The sequence below is a fragment of the Bradyrhizobium sp. USDA 4369 genome (assembly GCF_054056435.1).
Genome location: NZ_JBSRYH010000001.1, coordinates 506,243 through 531,284, shown reverse-complemented (window position 1 = coordinate 531,284; position 25,042 = coordinate 506,243). Strand labels below are relative to the sequence as shown.

General features: G+C 65.2%; 21 protein-coding genes and 1 pseudogene. 19 read left to right on the top strand and 3 right to left on the bottom strand.

Going from position 1 to position 25,042, the window contains the following annotated elements:
• Positions 1 to 4: 4 nt before the first annotated feature.
• Positions 5 to 691: a GntR family transcriptional regulator gene (locus tag ACVIJ6_RS02450; protein ID WP_456771331.1), complete on the bottom strand. Its 687-nt coding sequence runs from the start codon at positions 689 to 691 to the stop codon at positions 5 to 7.
• A gap of 79 nt (positions 692 to 770) precedes the next feature.
• Positions 771 to 1,491: pseudogene (locus ACVIJ6_RS02445) on the bottom strand (GntR family transcriptional regulator).
• A gap of 191 nt (positions 1,492 to 1,682) precedes the next feature.
• On the opposite strand from ACVIJ6_RS02445, the gene ACVIJ6_RS02440 reads away from it, so the two are divergent.
• The 12 genes from ACVIJ6_RS02440 to ACVIJ6_RS02385 all read left to right on the top strand — a co-directional run bounded on the left by ACVIJ6_RS02440 (position 1,683) and on the right by ACVIJ6_RS02385 (position 16,443).
• Positions 1,683 to 2,138, top strand: coding sequence for a copper chaperone PCu(A)C (locus ACVIJ6_RS02440; RefSeq protein WP_456771330.1), 456 nt, complete (start codon positions 1,683 to 1,685; stop codon positions 2,136 to 2,138).
• A gap of 99 nt (positions 2,139 to 2,237) precedes the next feature.
• Positions 2,238 to 4,016: a PQQ-dependent dehydrogenase, methanol/ethanol family gene (locus tag ACVIJ6_RS02435; protein ID WP_456771329.1), complete on the top strand. Its 1,779-nt coding sequence runs from the start codon at positions 2,238 to 2,240 to the stop codon at positions 4,014 to 4,016.
• 99 nt (positions 4,017 to 4,115) lie between these two features.
• Entirely contained in the window at positions 4,116 to 4,613 is a 498-nt protein-coding gene (locus tag ACVIJ6_RS02430; protein ID WP_456776879.1) for a c-type cytochrome, read from the top strand.
• Entirely contained in the window at positions 4,610 to 5,242 is a 633-nt protein-coding gene (locus ACVIJ6_RS02425; protein WP_456771328.1) for a hypothetical protein, read from the top strand. Before ACVIJ6_RS02430 ends, ACVIJ6_RS02425 begins: the two co-directional genes overlap by 4 nt.
• A 134-nt stretch (positions 5,243 to 5,376) precedes the next feature.
• Positions 5,377 to 5,475, top strand: coding sequence for a pyrroloquinoline quinone precursor peptide PqqA (gene pqqA / locus ACVIJ6_RS02420; protein ID WP_456771327.1), 99 nt, complete (start codon positions 5,377 to 5,379; stop codon positions 5,473 to 5,475).
• A 185-nt stretch (positions 5,476 to 5,660) separates the two neighbouring features.
• Positions 5,661 to 6,149 carry a (2Fe-2S)-binding protein gene (locus tag ACVIJ6_RS02415; protein ID WP_012042242.1) on the top strand — a complete coding sequence of 163 codons (489 nt, stop codon included), beginning with the start codon at positions 5,661 to 5,663 and terminating at the stop codon, positions 6,147 to 6,149.
• Entirely contained in the window at positions 6,146 to 8,428 is a 2,283-nt protein-coding gene (locus tag ACVIJ6_RS02410; protein WP_456771326.1) for a molybdopterin cofactor-binding domain-containing protein, read from the top strand. The genes ACVIJ6_RS02415 and ACVIJ6_RS02410 overlap by 4 nt, the downstream gene beginning before the upstream one ends.
• 773 nt (positions 8,429 to 9,201) lie before the next feature.
• Entirely contained in the window at positions 9,202 to 10,224 is a 1,023-nt protein-coding gene (locus ACVIJ6_RS02405) for a TRAP transporter substrate-binding protein (RefSeq protein ID WP_456771325.1), read from the top strand.
• A gap of 29 nt (positions 10,225 to 10,253) precedes the next feature.
• A complete protein-coding gene (locus tag ACVIJ6_RS02400; RefSeq protein ID WP_456771324.1) occupies positions 10,254 to 12,137 on the top strand; it encodes a TRAP transporter large permease in 1,884 nt (627 codons plus the stop codon).
• A gap of 34 nt (positions 12,138 to 12,171) precedes the next feature.
• Positions 12,172 to 13,725 (top strand): AMP-binding protein, encoded by a 1,554-nt coding sequence (locus ACVIJ6_RS02395; protein ID WP_456771323.1) that lies wholly within the window; start codon positions 12,172 to 12,174, stop codon positions 13,723 to 13,725.
• Between the two features lie 38 nt (positions 13,726 to 13,763).
• On the top strand, positions 13,764 to 14,702 hold the full coding sequence (locus tag ACVIJ6_RS02390) for an AEC family transporter (protein WP_456771322.1): 939 nt from the start codon (positions 13,764 to 13,766) through the stop codon (positions 14,700 to 14,702).
• A 28-nt stretch (positions 14,703 to 14,730) separates the two neighbouring features.
• Complete coding sequence (locus ACVIJ6_RS02385) at positions 14,731 to 16,443, top strand: thiamine pyrophosphate-binding protein (protein ID WP_456771321.1); 1,713 nt, start codon at positions 14,731 to 14,733, stop codon at positions 16,441 to 16,443.
• A gap of 112 nt (positions 16,444 to 16,555) precedes the next feature.
• On the opposite strand, the gene ACVIJ6_RS02380 is transcribed toward ACVIJ6_RS02385, so the two are convergent.
• Entirely contained in the window at positions 16,556 to 17,866 is a 1,311-nt protein-coding gene (locus ACVIJ6_RS02380) for an MFS transporter (RefSeq protein ID WP_456771320.1), read from the bottom strand.
• A 151-nt stretch (positions 17,867 to 18,017) separates the two neighbouring features.
• On the opposite strand from ACVIJ6_RS02380, the gene cyoA reads away from it, so the two are divergent.
• The 7 genes from cyoA to ACVIJ6_RS02345 are packed head-to-tail and all read left to right on the top strand — an operon-like array spanning position 18,018 to position 25,000.
• Positions 18,018 to 19,193, top strand: a complete 1,176-nt coding sequence (gene cyoA / locus ACVIJ6_RS02375; RefSeq protein ID WP_456771319.1) for a ubiquinol oxidase subunit II — start codon at positions 18,018 to 18,020, stop codon at positions 19,191 to 19,193.
• Between the two features lie 24 nt (positions 19,194 to 19,217).
• A complete protein-coding gene (gene cyoB, locus ACVIJ6_RS02370; RefSeq protein WP_456771318.1) occupies positions 19,218 to 21,227 on the top strand; it encodes a cytochrome o ubiquinol oxidase subunit I in 2,010 nt (669 codons plus the stop codon).
• Positions 21,224 to 21,853 (top strand): cytochrome o ubiquinol oxidase subunit III, encoded by a 630-nt coding sequence (cyoC, locus tag ACVIJ6_RS02365; RefSeq protein ID WP_456771317.1) that lies wholly within the window; start codon positions 21,224 to 21,226, stop codon positions 21,851 to 21,853. Before cyoB ends, cyoC begins: the two co-directional genes overlap by 4 nt.
• Positions 21,850 to 22,233, top strand: a complete 384-nt coding sequence (gene cyoD / locus ACVIJ6_RS02360; protein WP_456771316.1) for a cytochrome o ubiquinol oxidase subunit IV — start codon at positions 21,850 to 21,852, stop codon at positions 22,231 to 22,233. Before cyoC ends, cyoD begins: the two co-directional genes overlap by 4 nt.
• The gene (locus ACVIJ6_RS02355) at positions 22,233 to 23,078 is read left to right on the top strand and encodes an SURF1 family protein (protein WP_456771315.1); all 846 of its coding nucleotides are present in this window, start codon (positions 22,233 to 22,235) and stop codon (positions 23,076 to 23,078) included. Before cyoD ends, ACVIJ6_RS02355 begins: the two co-directional genes overlap by 1 nt.
• 46 nt (positions 23,079 to 23,124) lie before the next feature.
• Positions 23,125 to 24,477 carry an ATP-binding protein gene (locus ACVIJ6_RS02350; RefSeq protein WP_456771314.1) on the top strand — a complete coding sequence of 451 codons (1,353 nt, stop codon included), beginning with the start codon at positions 23,125 to 23,127 and terminating at the stop codon, positions 24,475 to 24,477.
• Positions 24,467 to 25,000: a response regulator transcription factor gene (locus tag ACVIJ6_RS02345; RefSeq protein ID WP_456771313.1), complete on the top strand. Its 534-nt coding sequence runs from the start codon at positions 24,467 to 24,469 to the stop codon at positions 24,998 to 25,000. Before ACVIJ6_RS02350 ends, ACVIJ6_RS02345 begins: the two co-directional genes overlap by 11 nt.
• The last annotated feature ends 42 nt before the right edge of the window (positions 25,001 to 25,042 follow it).

Sequence of the window (25,042 nt, the reverse complement as noted above, 5' to 3'; positions counted from 1 at the left end):
CGCGTCAGGTGTGAGCCGGGACGGCGCTGCGCTCGCGCTGCTTGGTCATTCTTGCCAGCAGCACGCCTGCGGTCCGCGTGATGTGTTGCCGCGCCAGCTCCTCGGCCTTCGCGGCGTCGCCGGCGATCACGGCCTTGAGGATGTCCTCGTGCTGATCCCAGATTCGCCGCGGGGTCTCGTCGCGCATCAGCACCTCGCCCATCAGGCGGCGCAGATGCAGCCAATGCGGCTGGGTCGTGTCCTGGATGATCGCGTTGCCGGAGATCTCGTAGAGAAATTCGTGAAACTTGACGTCAGCCTCGATCAAACGCTCGACCGAATGCTCGCGCTCGGCGCGGCGGCCGTCCTCGATCAATTTCGGACCTTCCTTGGCGGCGCGTTCGGCGCCGCGGGTTGCGGCGAGCCCGCAGGCGAGGCCTTCGGCGACGGCGCGGATTTCGTAGAGATTGCGGATGAAGTCAGTATCGATCGGCGCAACTTCCAGCCCGCGTCCCGGCGCCTCGCGCACAAAACCCTGATTGCGCAGCAGCAGCAGCGCCTGCTGCACGGGCTGGCGCGACACGCCAAGGTCGCGCGCCAGATCGTCCTGGATCAGGCGGGCCAGTTCCGGCAGTTCGCCGCCGACGATGTCAGAAAGGATGCGTTGATAGACGCGTTCGGTCAGATTGGGCTGGGTCTTCAGCGGCGGCACGTGAACACCTGCTCAGCTGGATGCGGCGCGCCTGTGGCGCGGTCATCCTGCGTTTTCCGCACGCGCGGTTCGCGATCCATCATGATTCGAGCGACACTTTTCGCGCAGCGAGCGTACGCCGCTGCTTCGGCTTGCTGTCCTGCTGAGCCTCGAGGTGATGAACGAAAACGCGCGCCGCCCGGGTGATGTGCTCGCGGCTTAGGCGTTCGGCGTCGTTGCTGCGGCCCTCGATCACGGCAGCAAGAATCTCCTCATGTTCGTCCCAGACCGTCTGCGACATCCCTACTTCCTTCTGCAGCACGTCTGACATCACGCGCTTCAGATAGGGCCAATGCGGCGCCATGGTCTCGTTGATGAGGGTGTTGCCGGAGAGCTCGCTCAGGAAGCGATGGAAGGCGATGTCGGTCTCGATCTTGCGGTTGACCAGGCCGCTCCGCACCGCCTCGTGCCCGGCCGCGATATAGGCCGGCCCTTCGCTGGCGGCGCGATGGCTGGCGCGTTCAGCGGCGAGCCGCGCGGCAAGACCTTCAAGGACGGCCCGCATCTCATAGAGATCGCGGACCGGGCTCGGGTCGAGCGGCGCCACGATGAGGCCCGCGGCCCGGCGCGCTCTGCACCAGCCCGCATCCCCGCAACAGCATCAGCGCCTGTTGCACCGGCTGGCGCGACACGCCGTAGGCCTGCGCCAGATCGTCTTGGATCAGCCGGGAACCGGGTGCGAGCACGCCGCTGACGATCTCGTCGGTGATCGCTTCGACGACTTGATCAACCAGGGAAGGGGCAGGAGGTACGATTCGCATGGGGCATCACAATTTCGCGCACAATAACACGTCAAGCGCTAAAATCCATTTGCGAAGAATTCGAATTCAGAGTACGAATTCAAAAAAATGAAGCCACGCTTAACGGCTTTTCATCGGGGAGGGCGTCCGTGTCGGATCAACCGGCTCGTTCGAAGCGAGACCAGAATTGCTCGGGCGCCCTCGGGGGCAGCATGCGCGCGTTTGCGCGCATCATTGGCGGATGCCTTGCGGCGCTGGCCGGCTTCATTGTGCTCGATGCGCAAAGCGTCGCGAAGGCGGGCGAAGGTCTGACACTGTCGGACGCCTGGGTCCCTGCGGCGCCCGAGGTCGGCCGCGATATTCCGCTGCTGCTGACGATCAAGAACGAGACCTCGGCGCCCGAAGCCTTGATGCGCGTGCGCTGTCCGATCGCCAATTTCTCCGAGCGCCACACCGTCGATCGCGGCGAAGGCGCGCCGGCCATGCGTTCGATCCCCAACATCCCAATCCCCGCCGGCAGCACATTGGTGCTGTTGCCGACCGCCTATCACGTGATGCTGCTGCAGACACGTGAGCCACTTGAGCCCGGCAAGCGCTTCACCTGCACGATCGTGTTCCAGAAGGCAGGATCCATCGAAACGGAGGTCGAGGTTCGTAAATCCCCTTAGCTTGCTTGTCGCCTGCTGCCTCTCCGCTGCGAGGCGGAGTGGATCCAACAAAGATTCAAAAATCGCAAAGATTCAAAATCAAAGTGGGAGAAGGAAACGATGAGGAATCACGTCAGGTCGAAATTGCGGGCGGTTCTGCTCGCCAGCGCAGCCTTCGCCTGTTTCCAGCCTGCCTCGCCGGTGCGCGCCGCCGACGAGATCACGCCGGAGCGGCTGCTGAATGCCGACAAGGAAGACGGCAATTGGCTGCACCATCATAAAAACTACTCCGGCACGCGCTTCTCGGCGCTGAAGGAAATCAACAAGGACAACGTCAAGAACTTGAAGGTCGCCTGGACTATGCATCTCGGCGGCGTCGAGGGCGGCGGCATCTGGAGCCATGGTGGTCTGGAAGGCACGCCGATCGTCGAGAACGGCATGATCTATGTCACCGACGGCTGGGGCTCGGTCTATAAGATCGACGCGCGCGGCGGCAAAGGCCAGCTGGTCTGGAAGATGGATCCTAAGACGGATCATGACTGGGCCGGCGCGATCGCCTGCTGCGGCGTCGACAATCGCGGCGTCGCGCTGTGGGGCAATCTCGTCATCTCGCACACGCTCGACGGCCGCCTGATCGCGACCAACAAGGAGACCGGACAGGTCGCCTGGCAGCGTCAGGTCGCCGATCCCGACAAGGGCGAGGTCATCACCGGCGCGCCGCTGATCGTGAAGAACATGGCTGTGTCAGGAGTCGCAGGCGCCGAATACGGCATCCGTGGCTGGATCGCGGCGACCGATCTCACCTCGCAGAAGGAAGTCTGGCGCACCCACACCATTCCAGCCAAGGGCGAGCCCGGCAGCGAGACCTGGAAGGACAGCAACGACGCGGCTGCGGCCGGCGGCGGTTCTACCTGGGTGACAGGCACCTATGACCCGGCGACCGACACCATCATCTGGGGCGTCGGCAACCCCGGTCCGGACTGGGACAACGCCTATCGTCCGGGCGACAATCTCTACACCGACAGCTCGCTGGCGCTGGATGCCAACACCGGCAAGATCAAGTGGCACTATCAGCACACGCCCAACGATCCCTACGACTATGACAGCGTCGCCGAGAATGTCCTGGTCGACGTGCCCGCGCCGAACGGATCAACGCTGAAGCTCGCGCTCGAGGCCGACCGTAACGGCTTCGCCTATGCGATCGACCGCACCAACGGCAAGTTCCTCTGGGGGCTGCCCTTCGTCAAGAAGGTCACCTGGACCAAGGGGCTCGACGCCGAGACCGGCAAGCCGATCGAGTACGATCCCAAGAACCCGGTGCAGCGCTACAATGCTGCGGTGACGCCACATCGTGAGAACAAGGTGGCGGACATCTGTCCCGGCAATATGGGCGGCAAGAACTGGCCGCCGACCTCGTACAATCCGGACCTGAAGCTCTGGTACATCCCGGTGATCGAGAGCTGCAACCGGATCACCGTCGAGGAGGCGACCAAGGACAAGCTGAAGGCGCGCGAGTTCTGGACCGGCGGCGGACCGAGCCAGCCGTTCAAGATCACGGGCAGCGTGACCGCGATCGACGTCACCACCGGCAAGATCGCCGGCAAGATGGAGACGCCGTTCCCGAATCTCGGCGGCATGCTGTCGACGCCTGATCTCGTCTTCACTGGCCAGCCCTCGGGCGAGGTGATGGCGCTCGATGCCAAGACCCTGCAGAAGCTCTGGGAGTTCAACACCGGCGGCGGCGTCAATGCGCCTCCGGTGACGTTCTCGGTCGACGGCAAGCAATATGTCGCGATCCTGGTCGGTCTCGGCGGCGCCTGGGACAAGTGGTTCATCGAATCCACGCCCGAGCTGAAGAAGATCCAGCCCGGCTCGATGCTCTACGTCTTCTCGCTGTGATGTCGATGAGGGAGCGGAGGCCTGGCCTCCGCTCCCTCCGTGTCCCCTGTTCGACAAGAAGATCAGATGAAATTCACTGCGATCACGTCCGCGGCGGCGTTGGCCTTTGTTCTCGTCTCTGCGTCGCTGGCATCAGCACAATCAGCTGCTCCGGCGGATGCGACCGACGCCGGCAAGGCGGTGTTCAAGCGAGCCAACTGCGTCGGCTGCCACAAATGGCACGGCAATGGCGGCGGCGGCTATGGCGGCGATGCGCTGTCGCTGCGCAAGACCGATCTCGACCGCCAGCACATCATCGAGACCGTCACCTGCGGCCGACCCGGAACCGGCATGCCATATTTTGCACGCGGCTCCTATGACACCACGAAGTGCTACGACATGACTCGCCAGGACGTCGGCGAGCGCATGCCGCCCGAAGGCGGCACGTTCCTGCGGCCCAACGACATCGAGGCAGTTGCGGACTACGTGCTCGCGCATATCAAGGGCCGCGGTGAGCCGAGTTACGACGAGTGCACGGCCTTCTTCGGCAACACGTCCCGCGTCTGCGACATCTACAAGGCAAATGCCGCCAAGCCTGCGAACGAGCCATCCAAATGAAACGGACATCCTTCGCTGCCATCTTCGCAATGGTCCTGCTGCCCTTCGTCATGCACGCGGCTGCGGCGCAGGCCGTGCCGAGCTATGATCTGCGCGACATTACCGTCGGCATGCCGGTCGGCGATCTGCCGAATGAGGGCTATGTCAATCTGACCTGCGCCAAGGATCCAGCTCGCAAGCTCGCGACGTGGTCGGCGTGGCGCGACTGCCCCGCTGACGAGCAGGCACGCCACGCGGTGCGGTTCGATTTCGATCCGGAGACCAGCCAGGATGGCACCAAGGTGGCGGGACACCCCGTGCTGCTGACCGTTCTGGTCGACGACAAGGGCACCGTCACCGGCCTGACCATCGAGACCGACCCGAAGGCACGGCTCTATGTCCGCAAGAAGGCGTTCCTGCTCGGCAACCAGGTGAAGTCGCGCTATGGCGCCGAGGGCTGGGATTGCAAGGAGCAGCAGCCGACCGCGAACGAGCAGCCGGTCGGCGGCGTGTTCCTGCGCGAGGTCTGCAAGAAGACCGTTCCGGGACGGATGCTCACCGTCGAGCGCGAGCTGTTCCGAAAGCCGGATCAGGACGCCAAGAGCTTCGTCGACCAGACGCTGGTTCGGATCACGAAGCAGGCGAACTGATCGGCGTCCAGTGCGCGCCGTGGTGGGCGGCGTGTTGCAGTCGTTACGCTTGCCGTCGCCGGGCGCGGAGAGTTGCCGGAGACGCAGGTGGCCGTTGTTGCGCGGCGATGATCATCCTCTCCGGGAGAACGAGCATGAGCTGGACTGCCCCCAAGATCGTCGAAGTTCCCGTCGGGATGGAAATCAACATGTACGCCTGCGCCGGCCGGAAAGCTGCCGAGCGCAAGAGCTGATCGGACGCAATCGACATTCGTCGTGGCAGCGGCCGCACGCCGTGTCGTCGCTGCCACCTGACTGAGACGGCAATTCACCATTCGGATAGCGCGCGGGCGATGGGGCGCCGTGCGGCCGAGATGAGCCGGAACGCCGATGGGCGTTCGCTGCAGAGCAAATCCGTCCCGTAAGGAGGTTCTTGGCAATGGCGAAACTCAGTATCAACGGCAGAGACGTCTCTGTCGACGCGGCGAATGACACGCCGCTGCTATGGGTCATCCGCGAGCAGTTGCAGATGACCGGCACCAAGTTCGGCTGCGGCGCCGGGCTGTGCGGTGCCTGCACCGTGCATGTCAATGGCGAGGCGGTGCGCTCGTGCCAGACCATGGTCGGCGACGTCACCAACAAGAAGATCACCACCATCGAGGGGCTGTCGCAGAAGGGCGATCATCCCCTGCAGAAGGCATGGATCGCCGAGCAGGTGCCGCAATGCGGCTATTGCCAGTCCGGCCAGATCATGCAGGCAGCCTCGCTGCTCGCCAAGACGACGAGCCCGACCAAGGAGGAGATCGTCGCGCATATGGACGGCAATCTCTGCCGCTGCATGACCTATTCGCGGATCCAGAAGGCGATCCAGCGCGCCGCATCCGAAATGCGCACCGCGTCGAACACCAGTGACCGGAGGGCGACATGAACCAGCACGTCAAGGCAACGCCGTCGATGGCGCCCGATCTCAGCCGCCGCTCCTTCCTGGTCGGCACCGCCGCCACCGGCCTCGTGCTCGGCTATGCCGGCCTCGCCGACGGCGCGCTCGCCGCAACGACACCCGCGGGCTTCGAGCCCAGCGTCTGGTATTCGATCGCGCCGGATGGCCTGGTCACCGTGACCTGCGGCAAGGCCGATATGGGCCAGCACATCGCCTCGACCATGGCGCAGATCATCTGCGAGGAGCTTGGGGCGGCCTGGAAGGACATGCGCGTCCAGCTCGCCTCCAACGATCCGAAGTTCAACGATCCCGTGCTCGGCGCCCAGATCACCGGCGGCAGCTGGAGCACGATGATGAACTTCGACGCCATGAGCCGCGCCGGCGCGGCGGGGCGCATCGCGCTGACCGAGGCGGCCGCCACGGCGATGGGCGTGCCGGTGAAGGAGCTCGTGGTGCGCGACGGCGTCGTGATGCATCCGAGGTCGAAGAAGCAGATGAGTTATGCCGAGATCGTCAAGAGCGGCAAGATCACCAAGAGCTTCACGGCCGACGAGCTGAAGGCGCTGACCTTGAAGACGCCCGATCAGTACACCCTGATCGGTGTCTCGGTGCCGCAGCTCGATATTCCGTCGAAGACCAACGGCACGGCGAAATACGGTATCGATACGATGCTGCCGGGCATGGTCTACGGCAAGGTGGTGACGCCGCCGGTGCGCTTCGGCGCCACCGTCAAGTCCGTCGATGACAGCGAGGCCAAGAAGGTGCCCGGCTTCATCAAGGCGGTCGTGCTCGACGACAAGACCGGCTCCACGTCGGGCTGGGTGGTCGCGGTGGCCTCGACCTTCGCCAATGCCAAGAAGGCCGCGGATGCGCTGAAGATCAGCTATGACAAGGGCCCCTACGCCAATGTCAGCACCGACACGATCATTACCGAGGCGATGCGGCTGCAGGCGCAGGACGATGCCGGGCAGTTCTTCGTCAAGGACGGCGATCCCAACGCGGCGCTGGCCGGCGCGGCGAAAGTGCTGGAGGCGGAGTACACCACCAGCATCAACATCCATGCGCCGATGGAGCCGATGAACGCGACCGCCGAGTTCAAGGGCGACATCCTGCACATCTATTCCGGCAATCAGTTCGCGACCCGCTCCGGCGCGATCGCGGCCGGTGCGGCCGGGATCGACCCGAAATACGTCGTGATGCACCAGGCCTGGCTCGGCGGCGGCTTCGGCCGCCGGCTCGATGCCGACATGATGGTGCCGGCGGTGCAGGCGGCGAAGGCTGTCGGCAAGCCGGTCAAGGTGATCTATTCCCGCGAGAACGACATGACGATGGACTACTCGCGGCCGCTCACCTACCAGAAAGTGAAGGCCGGGCTCGACAGCAATGGCAAGCTCATTGCCTTGAGCCACGACGTCGTCTCGGCCTGGCCGACGGCGCGCTGGGGCATCCCGGACTTCCTGACGCCCTCGGTGGACAAGAAGGGCCCGCTCGATTCGTTCACGGTCAACGGCGCCGACTTCTTCTACACCGTGCCCAACCACCATGTGCGCGCGATCAAGAACGAGCTCGCGCACAATGCGACGCCGTCCGGGCAATTGCGCTCGGTGGCGCCGGGGTGGACGTTCTGGGCGGTCGAGAGCATGATCGACGAGATCGCGGCCGCGTCCGGCCAGGACCCGGCGCAGTTCCGCATCACGCTGCTCGACGGCAAGGGCAAGAACGATGGCGGCGCGCAGCGGCTGCGCAACACGCTGCTGGCGGCGATGGGCCTGTCCGGCTACGGCAGCAGGAAGCTGCCGAAGGGCGAGGGCATGGGCGTCGCCTGCGTCTCGTCGCAGGAGCGGGCCAGCGCGAGCTGGACGGCCTGCGTCGCCCATGTCGCGGTGGCCGAGACCGGCGCGGTGACGGTGAAGAAGCTCACCGTGGCGACCGACGTCGGCACGCAGGTCCATCCCGACAACATCCGCGCCCAGGTCGAGGGTGCGGCGCTGTGGGGATTGTCGCTCGCGATGTACGAGAAGGCGACGTTGAAGGATGGTGGCATCGAGCAGACCAACTTCGACAGCTACACGCCGCTGCGGATGAGCCAGGTGCCGGAGGTCGCGATCGCCGTGATCGCCAATGGCGAGAAGGCGACCGGCGTCGGCGAGCCCGCGGTGACCGTGGTCGCGCCGGCGCTCGGCAATGCCATCTACAACGCCTGCGGCGCACGGCTGCGGTCGCTGCCGATCTCCGCGGAAGCGGTGAAGGCGGCGATGAAGGCCTGACAATGAGGAATGGGTGGGGTGGTACATGCCCGCTCCACCCGTTAGTCTCATGAGCTTCTTTCCGTGCGTCGCGGCATCCGCTCCGCGCTATTCGTATCTATTAGTTAGTTTGAATCTTGGTGTTTCAGGCTGGCGAGCGTTTTGCTCGTGAATTTCAAAGCCACATCCGCCGCCGTGCATCGGACGTGAAAAAATCAAGCGCGCAACGCGCGCGCGATCCGGGGATTCATAATCCCGGGGAGATGTGCGAGGCACGATGGTCGATCGATCTCGTCCAGCCACGCCGGCCGCAGAGTATGGTCCCGAGTCGGCGTCCGCCAATGCTGGCGCGTTGGCAGGCTTGCCCGGGACGACACCATTGATGCGTGGACGGCGGTGGCCAATGAGGACGGCACAGGGATGCCGGTGTGGCCAATCAAGTCCCCCGCCGTCGTCCCGGACAAGCCGAAGCGGCGCATCAGTGCCGTATCGGCGCCGACCCGGGACCCATAACCCCGGTGAGCAGTTTGAGGCACGATGGCCGCTCCATCCCGCCCAGCCAAATCCGCCTCGGAGTATGGGTCCCGGTCCGGCGTGCGCCAACGCTGGTGCATTGCCGGACTTGCTCGGGACGACACCCTTTGCGTGGTGAGCGCCAGTCACACTGAGCCGTCGCCATCCCGGCTGCTGAAAACCTTCGAAAGCTTTCAGTCGAAATCGCTTGCTTTGAATTCGAATTCGGAATACGAATTCTTTTAGAAGTCGCGAGAATGCGACCATGAGGGGAGAGAGCCATGCTCAAGGTGAGCCGTCGTGCGTTGTTGACCACTGTTGCCGGCGCCACCGCTGCTGGCTGTCTCGTGAAGAGACCGGCCGTGCTGGCGCAGGCCGCGCCGCTCAAGCTGAAATTCGGCAATGACCTGCCGGCGCCGCACTCGGTGAATGTGCGGCTGCGCGAGGCCGTCGAGGCGATCACCGCGGAGACCAAGGGGCAGGTCGAGATCAGCCTGTTTCCGAACAACCAGCTCGGCAGCGACAGCGACATGATCACCCAGCTGCGTTCCGGCGCGCTCGAGCTCGCGACCATGCCGGGCACCGTACTGTCGACTTTGATCCCGACGGCGTCGCTGACCGGCGTCGGCTTCGCCTTCACCAGCTACGACAAGGTGTGGGCGGCGATGGATGGCGAGGTCGGCGGCTTCATCCGCCGCAACATCGAGAAGGTCGGGCTGTTTCCGTTCGAGAGCGTCTGGGATAACGGCTTCCGGCAGATCACGACCAGCACCAAGCCGATCAATACGCCGGCCGATCTTGCCAACTTCAAGATCCGCGTGCCGGTCGTGCCGCTGTGGGTCGCGATGTTCTCGGCGTTCGGCGCCTCGCCGATCAGCGTGCCCCTGAGCGAGGCCTACTCGGCGCTGCAGACCAGGATCGCCGACGGCCAGGAGAATCCGCTGGCGCTGATCGACTCCGCCAAGTTCTACGAGGTGCAGAAGTTCTGCTCGCTGACCAATCACAGCTGGGACGGTTTCTGGCTGCTGTCGAGCGGCAAGATCTGGAAGACGATTCCGAAGGACGTGCAGCAGCTGTTGCAGGCGAAGTTCAACGAAGCTGCCAAGAAGCAGCGCAACGACATCGTCCAGGCCAATGCCGATCTGCAGAAGAGCCTGGAAGGCAAGGGGCTGACGTTCAATACGACCGATGCCGAAGTGTTCCAGGCGACCTTGGCCAAGACCAGCTTCTACAAGGATGCCAAGGCCAAGTTCGGCGACGAGGCCTGGACCCTGCTGCAGCGCTACGCCGGCAACATCAGCTGACCCTCAAACCCGGTTGCGGATCTCGGGCCATGACCATGCAGCTCGCTGACCACTCCAGTGCATCACTCCTGCCCGCAACCGGATTGACGTCGATCGCGAGGACGCTGGAGCGAGCACTCGGCGCCATCGTCGCGGCGGCGGCGGCGTTGCTGGTTGTTGCAGAGATCGGCGTGCTGTTCGCCGGCGTCTGCGCCCGCTACGTCTTCCACAAGCCGCTGATCTGGTCGGATGAGCTGGCCGGCATCCTGTTCCTCTGGCTGGCGATGCTGGGTAGCGCCGTCGCCTTCCTGCGCGGCGAACACATGCGCATGACCGCCGCGGCGGGGCGCTTGTCGAAGCGGATGCAATCGTTCCTCGACGTGCTCGCCATCGCGGCACCGCTCGCCTTCCTCATCCTCGTCATCGATCCGGCCTATGAGTTCGCCGCCGACGAGGCGATCATCACCACGCCGGCGCTGGAGCTCTCCAACCTGTGGCGCGCCGCCGCGCTGCCGACCGGCCTCGGCGTGATGTTGGTCATGGCCGTGCTGCGGCTGTGCACGCTCGGCGAATGGAAGCTGGTCGGCGCCGTCGCTGTGCTGATCGGCGCGACCGGCATCGGGCTTCATCTGATCGGCCCGGCGCTGATCCCGCTCGGCAACCTCAATCTGCTGATCTTCTTCGTCGGCCTCGTCGCGATCCTGGTGTTCGCCGCCGTGCCGATCGCCTTCGCCTTTGGCCTCGCCACCTTCGCCTACATCACCTTGACGACAAACACGCCGTCCACCGTCGTGATCGGCCGCATGGACGAGGGCATGAGCCACCTGATCCTGCTGTCGGTGCCGCTGTTCGTGTTCCTCGGCTTGCTGATCGAGATGACCGGCATGGCGCGGGCCATGGTCGGCTTCCTCGCGAGCCTCCTGGGTCATGTCCGCGGCGGCCTGCAATATGTGCTCGTGGCCGCGATGTATCTCGTCTCCGGCATCTCCGGCTCGAAAGCCGCCGATATGGCCGCGGTGGCGCCCGTGTTGTTTCCGGAGATGGTCAAGCGCGGCGCCAGGCCCGGCGATCTCGTCGCGCTGCTGTCGGCGACCGGCGCGCAGACCGAGACGATCCCGCCGAGCCTCGTGCTGATCACGATCGGCTCGGTCACCGGCGTGTCGATCGCGGCGCTGTTCACCGGCGGCCTGCTGCCAGGTCTCGTGCTCGCCGCTATGCTCTGCGTCGTCGTCTGGCGACGCTATCGCGGCGAGGATCTGTCGCATGTCAGCAAGGCGAGCCTGGGCACGATCGCCAAGAGTTTTATCATTGCCTTACCTGCGGTGGCGCTGCCCTTCATCATCCGCGCGGCGGTGGTCGGCGGCGTCGCCACCGCGACCGAAGTCTCCACGATCGGCATCGTCTACTCCGCGCTGTGTGGGTTGCTGCTGTACCGCCGCTTCGACTGGCGGCGGCTGTCGCCGATGCTGATCGAGACCGCGGCGCTGTCCGGCGCCATCCTGCTGATCATCGGCGCCGCCACCGGAATGGCCTGGGCGCTCACGCAGTCCGGCTTCTCGACCGCGCTGGCGCGCTTCATGACCAATCTGCCCGGCGGCGCACCGATGTTCCTGGCCGTGACGATCGTGGCCTTCATCGTGCTCGGCAGCGTGCTCGAAGGCATTCCGGCGATCGTGCTGTTCGGCCCTCTGCTGTTTCCGATCGCCAAGCAGATCGGCATCCACGAGGTGCACTATGCGATGGTCGTGATCCTGGCGATGGGCATCGGCCTGTTCGCGCCGCCGTTCGGCGTCGGCTACTACGCCGCTTGCGCCATCAGCCGGATTCATCCGGACCTCGGGATCCGGCCGATGCTTGGCTATACGCTGGCGCTCTTGATCGGAACGATCGTGATCGCCGCCGTGCCGTGGTTCTCGATCGGGTTGTTGCGATGATCCCTGTGCATATCAAGAGGTGAGGGGAACGACGATGAGGGAGCTCTTGAATTTCGGGCAGATGCTGTCAGCCCACGCCCGGATGTCGCCGGAGCGCACCGGTGCCCGCGATCTCGAACGCTCGATGAGCTTCAGGCTCTGGAACGAGCGCGCCTGCCGGCTCGCCAATGCGCTGCTCGGGCTCGGCCTTGCCAAGGGCGATCGCGTCGCCATTCTCGCCTATAATTGCGTGGAGTGGTGCGAGATCTATGCGGCCACGGCCAAAGCCGGACTGGTGGCGCTGCCGATCAATTTCCGTCTCACCGCGCCCGAGGTGCAGTTCATCGTCCAGAACGCCGAAGCGTCCGCTGTCATCGTGCAGGACGAACTCACAGGCCCGGTCGAGGAGGTACGCAAGGATCTCGGCATCGCCGATGATCGCTTCATCCATTTCGGCATTAGGCCGCGCCCTGTCGGCTATCGCGGCTATGAGGACATCATCGCGGCGGCTGCCGATCGCGAGCCGAACCAGCAGGTTGCGCTGTCGGATCCCTGGACCCTGATGTACACCTCGGGCACGACCGGCAAGCCGAAGGGCGTGCTGCGCAGCCATCGCAGCGCCGTGCTGCTCTCGATGGTGACCGAGATCGAGCTGAAGCTCAGCCGCAATGACGGCGCGCTGCTGGTGATGCCGATGTGCCACGCCAATTCGCTGAACTTCTTCGGCGCGTTCGGATATATCGGCGGCGTCAATTCGATCTATTCGCGCAAGAGCTTCGATCCCGAGCATGCGGTGACGACCCTCGCCGATGGCGGCTCGACCTTCACCTCGCTGGTCCCCACGCACTACATCATGATGCTGGACCTGCCGCGTGCCATCCGCGCGCAGCACGATTTCAGCGCGGTCACCAAGCTGATGATCTCCTCGGCGCCGGCGCGCCCGGAGACCAAGCGCGAGGTGATGGAGATGTTTCCGAAGTCCGGACTCTACGAGCTCTATGGCGCGACCGAGACCGGCTGGGTGACGATGCTGCACCCGCATGAGCAGTTCACCAAGCTCGGTTCCGTGGGGCGCGAATGCGTCGGCGCCGCGCCGATCCGCATTCTCGACGAGGCCGGCAACGAGGTGCCGGACGGGCAGGCGGGCGAGCTCTATTCCTCCAACGCGCACACCTTCGACTGCTACTGGCGCCTGCCCGAGAAGACCGCGGAGGCGTTCCGTGGCGACTATTGCTCGGTCGGCGACATGGCCCGCCGCGATGCCGACGGCTACATCCACCTCGCCGACCGCAAGAGCAACATGATCATCTCGGGCGGCGAGAACATCTATCCGTCCGAGGTCGAGGCGCTGGTCGGCGCCCATCCTGGCGTCAAGGACATTGCCGTGATCGGCCTGCCCGACGACAAATGGGGAGAGCGCGTCCATGCGGTGATCGTTCCGCGCGACGGCATGGCGGTCAAGGAATGCGAGCTGGCTGAATGGGCGAAGGAGCGCCTCGCCGGCTTCAAGCGGCCGCGGACCTATGCCTTCATCACTGACGCGGAGATGCCGCGCAATGCCACCGGCAAGATCCTGCATCGCGAGTTGAAGAAGAGATTTGCCCCGTGAGGTGGTTGCGATGTGCCGCGGTCTGATATGGAACTGCGATGCAGGCCGTTCTCAATTCCGCTCTTCCGATTTTCGCGCTGATCCTCACCGGCTTCCTGTGCGGACGGTTCAATGTGTTCGATCGCACCGCGACCGACAATCTCAACCGCTTTGCCGTGTATCTGGCGCTGCCGGCGCTGATCTTCACGGCGATGTCCAGGATCGGCGTCGAGCAGGTCAGCCAGTTCGGCTTCATCGGCGCGTTCTGCGGCGGCATTGCCGCGACCTTTGCGACCGGCTTCGTGATCAGCCGGCTGCGGGGCCGCCGCGTCGCCAATGCCAGCATCGAGGGGCTCGACGCCGGCTACAGCAATGTCGGCTTCATGGGCATTCCGATGTGCCTTCTGGTGTTCGGCCCCGACAGCGCGCCGGCCTCGATCATCGCCACTCTGTTCACGGCCTGCGTGCTGTTCCTGTTCGCGATCGTCGTCGTCGAGATGGATTTGCAGAAGGGCGTCACGCTCGGGGCGACCATCGCCAAGGTCGCGCGCTCGCTCTTGACCAGCCCGTTGTTCATCGCGCCCGTCGCCGGGCTTGTGGTGGGCTTGAGCGGCTTCGCGTTGCCGGCGCCGTTCATGAGCTTCACGACCTTGCTGGGCGGCGCGGCCTCGCCGGCGGCGCTGGTCTGCATCGGTCTCTTTCTCGCCCAGGAGCGGGTGGTGACGCACGATGCGGCCTCGATCGCCATTCTCGTGTCGCTGAAGCTCGTGATGCAGCCCGCGGTGACCGCGCTGCTCGCCTTTCATGTGTTCGCGATGTCGCCGCTGTGGTCGCATTCGGCCGTGATCCTGAGCGCGCTGCCGATCGGCTCCGGGCCGTTCACGATCGCCAAGCTCTACGGCCTCGAGGCCGGCGTCACATCGGGCGCGATCCTGGTCTCGCACATCTTCGCCGTCCTCACCGTCTCGCTGCTCGTGGCCTGGCTCGCGCCGGGCTGATCGCAACATCTTCAGCCGGAGTGATCCGATGAAAGTCTCTCCCGACTGTGCCGCCGACCTGATCGCCCGCCTGCTCAAGCGCCGCGGCGTTGCCCGCGTGTTCGCGCTGTGCGGCGGCCACATCATGCCGATCTGGATGCGGCTCGACGCCGAGGGCATTCGCATCATCGACGTGCGCGACGAGCGCGCCGCCGTGCACATGGCGCAGGCCCATGCCGAACTGACCGGTGAACTCGGCGTTGCGCTGGTCACGGCCGGGCCCGGCATGACCAATGCGATCACCGGAATCGCTAACGCGCATGTGTCGCGCGCGCCGGTGCTCGTGATCTCGGGCGGCAATCCGCGGCCGCAGGAGAACCGCGGCGGCTTGCAGGACATGGATCACACCCAGCTGGTGCGGTCGATCACGCGCTATGCCCGCACTGTGCGCGAGCCGTCGCTGGTGCTGCAGGAGCTCGACGAGGCGATTTCGCGCGCCTTCGGCGATGGCGGCGAGCCCGGGCCGGTCTTCATCGACTTTCCGGTCGACACCTTGCGCGGGATCGTGCCCAAGGCGTTGCAGTTCGAGGAGCATCTCGCGCCGAAGCCGCGCGCGGCGCCACGGCCCGACCCGGCGGAGGTCGAGAAGGCGGTCGAACTGCTGTGGTCGGCGCGCCGCGTGCTCGTGATCTCCGGCCGCGGCGCGCGCGGGGCAGGGCCCGAGCTGATCGGTCTCCTCGACCGGCTGGGCGCGGTCTATCTCGACACCGGCGAGAGCAGGGGGCTCGTGCCCGACGATCATCCCTCTGTCGTTGGCGCGATGCGCGGCGCGGTGATGGGCGATGCCGATGTGGTGCTGACGGTCGGGCGGAAGCTGGACTTCCAGCTCGCTTATGGCTCGCCGGCCGTGTTCAAGGACGCCACCTTCGTGCGCATCAGCGACACCGCGAGCGAGCTGCGCGACAACCGCCGCGGTGCTGCCGAGATCCTGGCGTCACCGGCGGAAACGTTGCGGGCGATGGTCGCGCTGGCGGGCAATCGTGAATCCGCTGTCGATCGTCAATGGGCGGCGAAGCTGCGCGCCAGCCATCAGGAACGCGCGGCCAAGCTGAAGCAGAGCATGGCGGCGGCGCCGGCCGGCTCCGACGGCCGGCTGCATCCGAATCGTGTGCTCTCAGCACTGCAGGACGCGATCGGCAACGATGCTGTCGTCATCACCGATGGCGGTGATTTCTTGTCCTTTGCCCGCGTCGGCCTCAGCGCGCCGTTGATGCTCGATCCCGGCCCGTTCGGCTGTATCGGCATTGGCGTGCCCTATGGCATCGCCGCCAGCCTCGCCTTTCCCGACAAGCCTGTGGTGGTCGCGACCGGCGACGGCGCTTTCGGCTTCAACGCGATCGAGGTCGACACCGCGGTCCGCCACAAGGCGCCGGTGCTGATCGTCGTCGCCAACAATGGCGCCTGGCAGATCGAGGTGCACGACCAGACGGTGACCCATGGCAAGGTCGTCGGCACCAGGCTGCAATTCGCCGATCACGCCGCGATGGCGCGCGCCTTCGGCATGCATGCCGAGCGGGTCGAGACCGCGCAGCAACTGGGGCCCGCGATCAAGCGCGCGCTCGCCAACCGGCCGGCGCTGCTCGACATGGTCGTGACGCCGGAAGCCGTTTCCTCCGACGCCAAGACCGGCCTCGCCTGGGTGCCCGACCTGCAGCCACTCGCCGCCTGGGACGAGGCGGAGCGGAAGTGGCGAGGAAGCTGATCCGTCCTCGAGGTGCAACGCCGTTTTCGGAACTCAACCCTCATGGTGAGGAGCGCCGAGGGCGCGTTCAGGCGATGCTGTTGCATCGCCTTGAGAACCATGAGGCCCCGCCCTAGACCTGCTGGATCTGCCGCGGCGCGCTGAGCCAGAGCGCGAGCAGGGTGCAGACCGCGCCGGACAACAGATAGCCGCCGGCCGAGAGCAGGCCGAGATAGGCCGCCAGCACCAGCGCGGCGAGCGGCGCGAAGCCGGCGCCGAACAGCCAGGCGAGGTCGGCGGTCAGCGCCGAGGCCGTGTAGCGATAGGTGCGGGCGAAATTCGCGGCGATCGCGCCGGAGGACTGGCCGAACGACAGGCCGAGCAAGATGAAGCCGAGCACCATGTAGATCGTCTCGCCGACCGGGCCGGCGTCGAGCAGCTGCGGCGCAAAGCCGGAGAACACCGCGATCGCGATCGCCGAGCCGATCAGCAGCGACTTGCGCCCGATGCGGTCGGCCAGCATGCCGGAGGCGACGATCGCGACCACGCCAAACACGGCGCCGACCGCCTCGATGATCAGGAATCGCGCCGGCGTCTCCTTGGTGAACAGGAACACCCAGGACAGCGGAAACACCGTGACCATGTGGAACAGCGCAAAGCTCGCCAGCGGCGCGAAGGCGCCGATCACGATGTTGCGGCCCTCGTGCCGGATCGTATTGCTGACGCTGGCCGGCTGCAGCTCGCGCGACTGGAACAGCTCGTCATATTCCGGCGTCACGACCATGCGCAGCCGGGCAAACAGTGCCACGACGTTGATGGCGAAGGCGACGAAGAACGGATAGCGCCAGCCCCAGTCGAAGAAGTCGGCCGCCGAGAGATTGCCGACGAAGAACGCGAACAGTACGCTGGCGACGATCAGCCCGAGCGGCGCGCCGAGCTGCGGAATCATCGCATACCAGCCGCGCTGGTGCTCCGGCGCATTCATCGCGAGCAGTGACGCCAAGCCGTCCCAGGCGCCACCCCAGGCGAGACCCTGGCCGATCCGGGCCAACGCCAAGAGCCAGATCGCGGCCGCGCCGACGGTGTGATAGCTCGGCAGGAAGGCGATCGCGACCGTGGACGTGCCGAGCAGGAACAGCGCCAAGATCAGCTTGGCGCTCTTGCCGTAGCGGCGGTCGATCGCCATGAACATCACGCTGCCGAACGGGCGGGCGATGAAGGCGAGCGCGAACAGCGCGAAGGAATACAGCGTCTGTGTCAACTCGTCGGCGAAGGGGAAGACGAGGCGCGGAAACACGATCACCGAGGCGATGGCGTAGACGAAGAAGTCGAAAAACTCCGACGTGCGGCCGATGATGACCCCGATCGCGATCTCGCCGGGATTCGCTTCATGCCTGCGCGAGAGATTGGTCTCGCCGTCGGCTGTCGCCACTGCCTGTGTCATCGCTGCCTGCAGTCCTCTCGCACTCTATCTCTGCCCGTAATTGTCTGCCTGGACGCCGCTCCGGTATTGGACAAATTGTCCAATGTTGGGCGCGCCGTCCGGTCGTTACCTGAGGCCTCGTTCAGAGATCCGCCTTTTGACGAGGTTAATCGTGCGTTACTGGAAATCGTTGGCCCTGCTACCGCTCGGGCTCGCGCTCGGCGGCTGCAATCTGGTGGTGCTTGCGCCCTCCGGTGACGTCGCCGCCCAGCAGCGCGATCTCGTGATCATCGCCACCGTCCTGATGCTGCTGATCGTGGTGCCGGTGATGGCCGCCACGGCGATCGTGGCCTGGCGCTACCGGCAGTCGAACAAGGCGGCGACCTACACGCCGGATTGGGATCACTCGACGCAGCTCGAGCTGCTGATCTGGGCGGCGCCGCTGCTCATCATCATCTGCCTGGGCGCGGTGACCTGGATGGGCACGCATCTGCTCGATCCCTATCGCACGCTCAGCCGCATCGCCGCCGACCGGCCGGTGACGCCGCAGGACAAGCCGCTCGAGGTGAATGTCGTCGCGCTCGATTGGAAGTGGCTGTTCATCTATCCCGAATACGGCGTCGCCTCCGTCAACGAGCTCGCCGCGCCGGTCAATCGTCCGCTCGATTTCAGGATCACCTCGTCCTCGGTGATGAACTCGTTCTATATTCCGGCACTCGCCGGCCAGATCTATGCGATGCCGGGCATGCAGAGCCGGCTGCACGCGGTCATCAACAAGTCGGGCGTCTATCGCGGCTTCTCGGCGAACTACAGCGGTGCCGGCTTCTCCGGCATGCGGTTCGCCTTCCACGGCCTGTCGGATGCGGAGTTCGCCGGCTGGGTCGACAAGGCGAAGGCGAGCGGGCAGCAGCTCGCCAAGCCGGATTATCTCGCGCTGGAGCGGCCCAGCGCCAACGAGCCGGTTCGCTATTATGCCTCCGTCGATAGCGACCTGTTCCGCGCCATCCTCAACATGTGCGTCGAGACCGGCAAGATGTGCATGAGCGAGATGATGGCGATCGACGCCAAAGGCGGCATGGGCATGGCCGGCGTCCGCAACACGCTGCCGCTTGCCTATGACAAGTTCGCCGGGCGCGGCGCGGTGTTCGGCGCCGAGCCGAGCTTCGTCGCCGGCGGCGTCTGCCTGCCGGGTGATCAGGTCACGCGCATGGCCGAGGACTCCTCGCCGACCGTCCTGGCGCCACTCGACTGGACGCCGCTGCAGGGACGCGGTCTGGAACGGCCCAGCCTGATGCGGCCGTCCAAGGCGTCCCTCATCACGGGGCCCACCTCCAAGTCAAATTCTTGAAAGTCGGATTCGTGAGGGTCCATCATGTTTGATACAGCAGATCTCACCAAGCTCATCTTCGGCCGGCTGACCCTGGAGTCGCTGCCGCTGCACGAGCCGATTATCGTTGGCACCTTTGCGATGGTCGCGCTCGGCGGCCTCGCTCTGTTCGGCGCCATCACCTATTTCCGGCTCTGGGGCTACCTCTGGAAAGAGTGGTTCACCACGGTCGACCATAAGCGCATCGGCATCATGTACATGGTGCTCGGCATCGTCATGCTGCTGCGCGGCTTCGCCGACGCGCTGATGATGCGGCTGCAGCAGGCGATCGCCTTCAACGGCTCCGAAGGCTATCTCAATTCGCACCACTATGATCAGGTGTTCACGGCGCATGGCGTGATCATGATCTTCTTCGTGGCGATGCCGCTGGTCACCGGCCTGATGAACTATGTCGTGCCGCTGCAGATCGGCGCCCGCGACGTCTCGTTTCCGTTCCTCAACAATTTCAGTTTCTGGATGACCACGGCCGGCGCCGTGCTGGTGATGTGCTCGCTGTTCGTCGGCGAGTTCGCCCGCACCGGCTGGCTCGCTTATCCGCCGCTGTCGAACCTGTCCTACAGTCCGGATGTCGGCGTCGACTATTACATCTGGGCGCTGCAGGTCGCCGGCGTCGGCACGCTGTTGTCCGGCGTCAACCTGATCTGCACCATCGTGAAGATGCGGGCGCCCGGCATGACCATGATGAAGATGCCGGTGTTCACCTGGACCTCGCTGTGCACCAACGTGCTGATCGTCGCCTCCTTCCCGGTGCTGACGGCGGTGCTCGCGCTGCTGTCGCTCGACCGCTATGTCGGCACCAACTTCTTCACGAATGATTTCGGCGGCGATCCGATGATGTATGTGAACCTCATCTGGATCTGGGGGCATCCGGAGGTCTACATCCTCATCCTGCCGGCGTTCGGCATCTTCTCCGAGGTGACCTCGACCTTCTCGGGCAAGCGGCTGTTCGGCTACACCTCGATGGTCTACGCCACCGTCGTCATCACCATCCTGTCCTATCTGGTCTGGCTGCATCATTTCTTCACGATGGGGTCGGGCGCCAGCGTGAACTCCTTCTTCGGCATCACCACGATGATCATCTCGATCCCGACGGGCGCGAAGATGTTCAACTGGCTGTTCACGATGTATCGCGGCCGCATCCGCTTCGAGCTGCCGATGATGTGGACCGTGGCCTTCATGCTGACCTTCGTGATCGGCGGCATGACCGGCGTGCTGCTGGCGGTGCCGCCGGCCGACTTCGTGCTGCACAACAGCCTGTTCCTGGTCGCGCATTTCCACAACGTGATCATCGGCGGCGTGCTGTTCGGCCTGTTCGCCGGCATCGCCTACTGGTTCCCGAAGGCGTTCGGCTTCAAGCTCGATCCGTTCTGGGGCAAGATGTCGTTCTGGTTTTGGACGGTGGGCTTCTACTTCGCCTTCATGCCGCTCTACGTGCTCGGCCTGATGGGCGTGACCCGGCGGCTGCGCACCTTCGACGATCCGAGCCTGCAGATCTGGTTCGTGATCGCCGGCATCGGCGCGTTCCTGATCCTGCTGGGAATCGCGAGCTTCCTGATCCAGATCGCGGTCAGCATCCTCCGCCGCGAGCAGCTCGCCGATGTCAGCGGCGATCCCTGGGATGCGCGCACGCTGGAATGGGCGACGTCGTCGCCGCCGCCGGCCTACAATTTCGCCTTCACGCCCGTGGTGCACGACAACGACGCCTGGTGGGATATGAAGCGCCGCGGCTACGTGCGTCCGCTCGCCGGCTTCAAGGCGATCCACATGCCGAGCAACACCGGCACGGGCGTGATCCTGGCGGGCCTCAGCACCACCATGGCGTTCGGCCTGATCTGGTACATGTGGTGGATGGCGGCCGGCAGCTTCGTCGCGCTGCTGGCGGTCGCAATCGGCCACACCTTCAATTATCACCGCAGCTTCCACATCCCAGCCGATGAGGTGGTCAGCGTCGAGCGCGCGCGGACCGAGCTGCTCGCGGCAGGAGCCAAGTCATGACCGTTGCGATGGGCACCATGAAGGCCGGCGAGCCGGTGTTCTACGTCGTCGACGAGCACGAGCATCCCGAGGGGAGCAGCACGATGCTCGGCTTCTGGATCTATCTGATGAGCGACTGTCTCATCTTTGCGATCCTGTTTGCCGTCTATGGCGTGCTCGGGGCCAAATATGCCGCCGGCCCGGCGCCGAAGGACCTGTTCGACCTGTCGCTGGTGGCGGTGAACACCTCGTTCCTGCTGCTGTCCTCGCTCACCTATGGCTTCGCGATGCTGTCGATGCAGCAGAACCGCGTCGGCGCGATGCAGGCCTGGCTGGCGGTGACTGGCCTGTTCGGCCTCGCCTTCCTGGGCATTGAGCTGACCGAGTTCGCGCACATGATCCATGAGGGCGCGACGCCGCAGCGCAGCGCCTTCCTGTCTTCGTTCTTCACCCTAGTGGGAACCCACGGCCTGCACGTGACGTTCGGTCTGATCTGGCTGGTCACCTTGATGGTGCAGGTGAAGGCCCATGGCCTGATCGAGGCCAACCGGCGGCGGCTGGTCTGCCTCAGCATGTTCTGGCACTTCCTCGACGTGATCTGGATCGGTGTCTTCACGTTCGTCTATCTGATGGGGATGCTTCGATGAGCTCTGATACCCACGCCCACGCTCATGCCCAAGCTCATGCCGATGACCCGGCCGATGCCCATGCCGGCACGCGGCAGGGACAGCTGATCGGCTTCGGCGCGTCCGTCGTCCTGACGGCGATTCCGTTCCTGCTGGTCATGCACGGCACGCTCGACAAGCAGGCCAGCGCGCTGATCATCATGGCGTTCGCGGCCGTGCAGGTCGTCGTCCACATGATCTTCTTCCTGCACATGAACACCAAGGCCGAGGGCGGCTGGACCATGATGGCGCTGATCTTCACCATCATCATGGTGGTGATCGCGCTCAGCGGTTCGCTCTGGGTCATGCATCATCTCACGACCAACATGATGCCCGTGCACGAGATGGGCCAGACGCCGTGATGTCTGCTCCTGCCGACGGGGCAGGGGGGACAGACGCGCCCGGGCGCCGGCGGCGTCGCGCGCTGCGGCCGGCGACGCTCGCGATCGGCGCAGCCTGGGTCGCATGCGTGGGACTCCTGCTGGCGCTCGGCGTGTGGCAAGTCGAGCGACGCGCCTGGAAGCTCGATCTGATCGCCCGGGTCGAGCAACGGGTGCATGCCGACGCCGTGCCTGCGCCTGGACCCGCGATGTGGCCCGCCATCAACCGCGCCGGTGATGAATACAGGCGTGTCACCGTCAGTGGCCGCTTCCTGCACGATCGCGAGACGCTGGTCCAGGCGCTGACGGTCGAGGGGCCGGGCTATTGGGTGGTGACGCCGCTGCAGACCGCTGACGGCGTCGTGCTGGTCAACCGCGGCTTCGTGCCGGCGGACCGCCGCGACGCCACGAGCCGTGCTGCGGGGAACCCGGACGGTCCGGCCGCCGTGACGGGATTGCTGCGGATCTCGGAACCGGGCGGCGGCTTCCTGCGCCATAACGATCCCGCGGCGAACCGCTGGTATTCACGTGACGTTGCCGCGATCGCTACCACGCGCGGCCTGTCCAACGTCGCGCCCTTCTTCGTCGATGCCGACGCAACGCCCAATCCGGGCGGATACCCGGTCGGCGGACTGACCGTCATCGCGTTTCCGAACAACCATCTGGTTTACGCGCTGACGTGGTTTACATTGGCTCTGATGCTGGCCGGGGCCGGGCTGCAGCGGCTGCGCCGCCGGCGCGGCGAGGTCGGCTCAGTGGCAGCGCAGGATGCGGAATGGGATCATCGGCAGCAGAGCAGGCGTGGACACGAGGCGTCGCCATTGTGAGCGGCCGCGCCTTGCCGACCTCGACGCTGATGTTGGACGCCACCGCATGAGGAATGAGGTGCCGAACCTTCCGATCGGTGCGGTGGCCGCGCTCGCCACGCCCGAGATCCACGCGCCGCTGCCGACCAAGGACGCCACCAACCGCAAGAATATGGTGCTCCTGATCCAGCTGCGCTGGATCGCCGTGGTCGGTCAGATCGTGACCATCGCCTTCGTCACCTACTGGTTCGGGATCGCGCTGCCGGTGGTACCGATGGCCGCGATCATTTGCGCCCTGGTGGCGCTCAACGTCGCCAGCCATGTCTGGCTGCGCACGCGCGATGATGTCGGCAATCGCGATCTCCTGATCGCGCTGATGCTCGATGTGGTCGCGCTGACGTCGGAGCTCTATCTCACCGGCGGCGCGTCGAATCCGTTCACCTGCCTCTATCTGCTGCAGGTCACGCTGGGCGCGGTGCTGCTCGATGCCCGCTCGTCCTGGTCGCTGGTTGCGCTGACCGTGCTCAGCTTCATCTGGCTCACCATCGAGTACCGGCCGCTGGAGCTGCCGCACCGTCACGTCAGCGATCCATTCAGCCTGCACGTCACCGGCATGTTCGTCGGCTTCGTGCTCGATGCGGTGCTGCTTGTGGTGTTCGTCACGCGCATCAACCGGAACCTGCGCGAACGCGACGCCAAGCTTGCCGATCTGCGGCAGCACGCCGCCGAGCAGGATCACATCATCCGCATGGGCCTGCTCGCCTCCGGCGCGGCGCATGAGCTCGGCACGCCGCTGGCCTCGATCTCGGTGATCCTCAACGACTGGCGGCGCATGCCCGCCATCTCGGCCGATCCGGCGCTGGCTGACGACTTCACCGAGATGGAAGCGGCGGTGCAGCGCTGCAAATCGATCGTCACCGACATTCTCGTGTCCGCCGGGCAGGCGCGCGGCGAAGGCTCGGCGCCGACGACCTTGAAGGCGTTCCTGAGCAATCTCGTTGCCGAATGGAGCGCCGCGCGCTCGGCGCGCAATCTGATGTTCCGCAATGAGTTCGGTTCGGACCCTGCGATCGTTTCCGACGTCGCGCTGAAGCAGGCGATCGTCAATGTGCTCGACAACGCGTTCGAGGTGTCGCGCGAATGGGTCGAGTTCGTCGCCGAGCGCGACGGTGATCAGCTGCTGCTCAGCGTCAGCGATCGCGGACCCGGCTTCGATCCTGCGATGCTGGCGCAGCTCGGCCGTCCCTATCAGTCGAGCAAGGGGCGCCCCGGCCGCGGCCTTGGCCTGTTCCTGGTGGTCAATGTGATCCGCAAGCTCGGCGGCGGCGTTTCTGCCTGGAACCACCGGGGACGCGGGGCAACCGTGCGGCTGTCGCTGCCGCTGTCGATGCTTGCGATTGGAGAGCCCAGTGGAGATTGAACGCTCTCTTCTGATTGTCGAGGATGACGAAGGCTTCGCCCGTACCCTGAAGCGATCGTTCGAGCGGCGTGGTTATGAGGCCGTGGTCGCCGCCTCGCTCGAGGAGGTCGATGAGGTTCTGAAAGACAAGACGTTCGGCTACGCGGTGGTCGATCTGAAACTCGGCGGCGCGTCGGGCCTCGTCTGCGTCGAGAAGCTGCATGCGCATGATCCGGAGATGCTGATCGTGGTGCTCACCGGCTTCGCCAGCATCGCCACCGCGGTCGAGGCGATCAAGCTCGGCGCCTGCCACTATCTCGCCAAGCCGTCGAACACCGACGATATCGAAGAGGCCTTCCGCAAGGCCGAGGGCAATGCGCAGATCGCGCTCCCCGAGCGCTCCACCTCGATCAAGACACTGGAATGGGAACGCATCCACCAGACCCTGATCGAGACTGACTTCAACATCTCCGAGGCGGCAAGACGGCTCGGCATGCACCGCCGCACCTTGGCCCGCAAGCTCGAAAAGCGGCCAGTGAAGTAGGCGGCTCGCCTTGCTTGGTCGTAGTCAGCTGCCCCGGCACCG

Bases quoted from the DNA above. Each gene is read 5' to 3' on its own strand.
- ACVIJ6_RS02355 (WP_456771315.1), top strand. From the start codon at position 22,233: ATGTCTGCTCCTGCCGACGGGGCAGGGGGGACAGACGCGCCCGGGCGC.
- ACVIJ6_RS02410 (WP_456771326.1), top strand. From the start codon at position 6,146: ATGAACCAGCACGTCAAGGCAACGCCGTCGATGGCGCCCGATCTCAGC.
- ACVIJ6_RS02390 (WP_456771322.1), top strand. From the start codon at position 13,764: ATGCAGGCCGTTCTCAATTCCGCTCTTCCGATTTTCGCGCTGATCCTC.
- ACVIJ6_RS02350 (WP_456771314.1), top strand. From the start codon at position 23,125: ATGAGGAATGAGGTGCCGAACCTTCCGATCGGTGCGGTGGCCGCGCTC.
- ACVIJ6_RS02435 (WP_456771329.1), top strand. From the start codon at position 2,238: ATGAGGAATCACGTCAGGTCGAAATTGCGGGCGGTTCTGCTCGCCAGC.
- ACVIJ6_RS02380 (WP_456771320.1), bottom strand. From the start codon at position 17,866: ATGACACAGGCAGTGGCGACAGCCGACGGCGAGACCAATCTCTCGCGC.
- ACVIJ6_RS02395 (WP_456771323.1), top strand. From the start codon at position 12,172: ATGAGGGAGCTCTTGAATTTCGGGCAGATGCTGTCAGCCCACGCCCGG.
- ACVIJ6_RS02440 (WP_456771330.1), top strand. From the start codon at position 1,683: ATGCGCGCGTTTGCGCGCATCATTGGCGGATGCCTTGCGGCGCTGGCC.
- cyoB (WP_456771318.1), top strand. From the start codon at position 19,218: ATGTTTGATACAGCAGATCTCACCAAGCTCATCTTCGGCCGGCTGACC.
- ACVIJ6_RS02415 (WP_012042242.1), top strand. From the start codon at position 5,661: ATGGCGAAACTCAGTATCAACGGCAGAGACGTCTCTGTCGACGCGGCG.
- cyoC (WP_456771317.1), top strand. From the start codon at position 21,224: ATGACCGTTGCGATGGGCACCATGAAGGCCGGCGAGCCGGTGTTCTAC.
- ACVIJ6_RS02425 (WP_456771328.1), top strand. From the start codon at position 4,610: ATGAAACGGACATCCTTCGCTGCCATCTTCGCAATGGTCCTGCTGCCC.
- pqqA (WP_456771327.1), top strand. From the start codon at position 5,377: ATGAGCTGGACTGCCCCCAAGATCGTCGAAGTTCCCGTCGGGATGGAA.
- ACVIJ6_RS02405 (WP_456771325.1), top strand. From the start codon at position 9,202: ATGCTCAAGGTGAGCCGTCGTGCGTTGTTGACCACTGTTGCCGGCGCC.
- ACVIJ6_RS02400 (WP_456771324.1), top strand. From the start codon at position 10,254: ATGACCATGCAGCTCGCTGACCACTCCAGTGCATCACTCCTGCCCGCA.
- cyoD (WP_456771316.1), top strand. From the start codon at position 21,850: ATGAGCTCTGATACCCACGCCCACGCTCATGCCCAAGCTCATGCCGAT.
- ACVIJ6_RS02385 (WP_456771321.1), top strand. From the start codon at position 14,731: ATGAAAGTCTCTCCCGACTGTGCCGCCGACCTGATCGCCCGCCTGCTC.